The sequence below is a fragment of the uncultured Campylobacter sp. genome (assembly GCF_937890585.1).
GTDB lineage: Bacteria > Campylobacterota > Campylobacteria > Campylobacterales > Campylobacteraceae > Campylobacter_A.
Genome location: NZ_CALACG010000273.1, coordinates 1 through 2,019, shown reverse-complemented (window position 1 = coordinate 2,019; position 2,019 = coordinate 1). Strand labels below are relative to the sequence as shown.

At 33.3% G+C, this 2,019-nt stretch carries 5 protein-coding genes; all 5 read right to left on the bottom strand.

Annotated features, from left to right (window positions below; translation table 11 throughout):
- Positions 1 to 237 (bottom strand): hypothetical protein (locus tag Q0296_RS08225; protein ID WP_298039204.1); only part of this gene is annotated, 237 nt, incomplete at its 3' end.
- A 2-nt stretch (positions 238 to 239) separates the two neighbouring features.
- A complete protein-coding gene (locus tag Q0296_RS08220; RefSeq protein ID WP_298039202.1) occupies positions 240 to 374 on the bottom strand; it encodes a hypothetical protein in 135 nt (44 codons plus the stop codon).
- Positions 375 to 452: 78 nt separating this feature from the next.
- A complete protein-coding gene (locus Q0296_RS08215) occupies positions 453 to 854 on the bottom strand; it encodes an AAA family ATPase (protein WP_298039199.1) in 402 nt (133 codons plus the stop codon).
- Positions 851 to 1,648: a polysaccharide deacetylase family protein gene (locus Q0296_RS08210; protein WP_298039196.1), complete on the bottom strand. Its 798-nt coding sequence runs from the start codon at positions 1,646 to 1,648 to the stop codon at positions 851 to 853. The genes Q0296_RS08215 and Q0296_RS08210 overlap by 4 nt, the downstream gene beginning before the upstream one ends.
- The coding region (locus tag Q0296_RS08205) for a glycosyltransferase (RefSeq protein ID WP_298039193.1) at positions 1,645 to 2,019 on the bottom strand (375 nt) is incomplete at its 5' end. The genes Q0296_RS08205 and Q0296_RS08210, both read right to left, overlap by 4 nt.

Here is a 2,019-nt window from a genome sequence, read left to right as displayed (position 1 = left end):
ATCATATATAAATGTTCTATCATATGTATATTTATCTTCTAAACTTTCTAAGTTGAAGATAATCACATCGTTATTTACATAATTGTGCCTAATCTCTGTCTCTTCTGCTTCCCAGAGAACTTCTCCTGTTAAAGATAATTCCTTTAATCTACAGTTTTCTTCCATCTTGGCATATATTTTCCCATCTATATAAAAATAGTCGTACAGATCCTCTATTTTTTTTACTTTTTTATACATAACTAATCTACTATTTCAAATATTTTTTTAAAATTTTCCGGTTTATCTAACCATTGCAAAAAGGCTTCTGAAGAAACTTTACTTCCTTCTAACCAACCTGATATTTTTTCAGTAAAGACACTTGGTGTCACAAACAATTTCTCTAACTCTTCAATAGTTTTTCCGTCAGCTGTTTTTGCAAATATCTATATCTCCAAAAATTTCTTGTTCTTTACTTAAGTAAAATTCCTTTTTTTAAGCCTTTTTTCTCGTTCTTTTTCATCTATGTTTAAGATACATAAAATGTCGGCCTTACTAATTCTTGCAAACGGAGTGGCGCTGGCGTAAAATACGAGTTTGACATGTGGTGGTAAAAATTTAAAAAATGGTCTTAGCTCATCTTTTTGATCGCTCTTTATTTTTACTCTTGGGCGCATAAAAAAGAGATTTATACTCATTACATCATCGTCTATTACAGCTATTTGGTGTGGTTTAAAATATCCAAAGCCTTTGCGTCTGATTTCTTTACCGAGTGTGCTTTTACCACTTCCGCAAAGCCCAGTAATGACAATTATCGCACGTTTTTTATTTTTTAAAATATATTCACATTTTTCTTGTAGTTCGGATAGGTCTATCATTTAATTCTACTATTTCTAAAATTTGAATATAAATTTCCTAGTATTGGCATCGAATATATAAAAAGCTTCTTCTTAACTCTAAAGATATAGTCGCTCTCACTCTTTGCATTATTTGAGATATCTATACGTCTTATCTTAAATTTATCATCTCCCATGCAATATCCACCATCTATCACGCTAAAAGCAAAATCATAATACTCTTTAACTATCCTTTGCGAAAGCTCGTTAAAATGTCCCTTTGGAAAGCAAAAACCAAATTCTTTTTTCTCAGGAAATAGCTCTTTTATCTTAGCAAGCGAGTTAGAAAATTCCTCTCTTAGCCTTGTCTCATCGTCACTTCTGCAAGAAAAGTGGCTCACTGTGTGACTATCAAACTCAAAGAGCCCACTCTCTTGCATCTGCCTGATCTCATCTAAATTTAAAAAATACTCTAAATCTTTATCGTAGTCGATATCTTTGTGCATTTTAAAGGAAAAATCATAATCCTGCCTTTTAAAATCCTTGATCTTATCTGTTATCAAAAAGCAAACAGCTGGGATATTTAGCTCTTTTAAGAGGGGGAAAGCAAATTTATAATTATCAAAATACCCATCATCAAAAGTTAGTAAAATGCTCTTTTTATGAGCCTTTACTCTACCAGCAACGATATCTTTAAACTGGGTGTAGTTTATAAATTTATAGCCCTCATCTAGCGCCACACGAAGTGCTTTTTTTAAAAGTTCTGGGCTTATAGCAAAGTCATTTTTATTGTTGTTGCAGTGATGTACTGTCAGTACGCAAACTGGGTGATTCATAGGCTCTCCAATAATCTCTTGATATATGTTTTTAGAATTTGTGTGTCGTAATTCTCTTTGACAAAGGTGCTAGCATTTTCTGCGCATTGTTTGGCCAGCTCGTCATTTTGTATGTACGCATTTATCTTTTCCGCCATATCTTGCGCGTCTAAAAATTTAGCGCACTGTCCTCTGCTCTCTGCGAGTAATTTATTCATAGGAGCAATATCAAAAGCGACTATTGGGCGAGATAGAGCCATGGCCTCTAGTAAAGCCGTAGGAAGGCCTTCTGTATGAGAAGGAAAGGCGTAATAATCTATTCCTTTTACCACATTTGCAATATCGCTTCTAAAGTCAGTAAAAACTAATTTTCCCTGAATATCATCATCAAA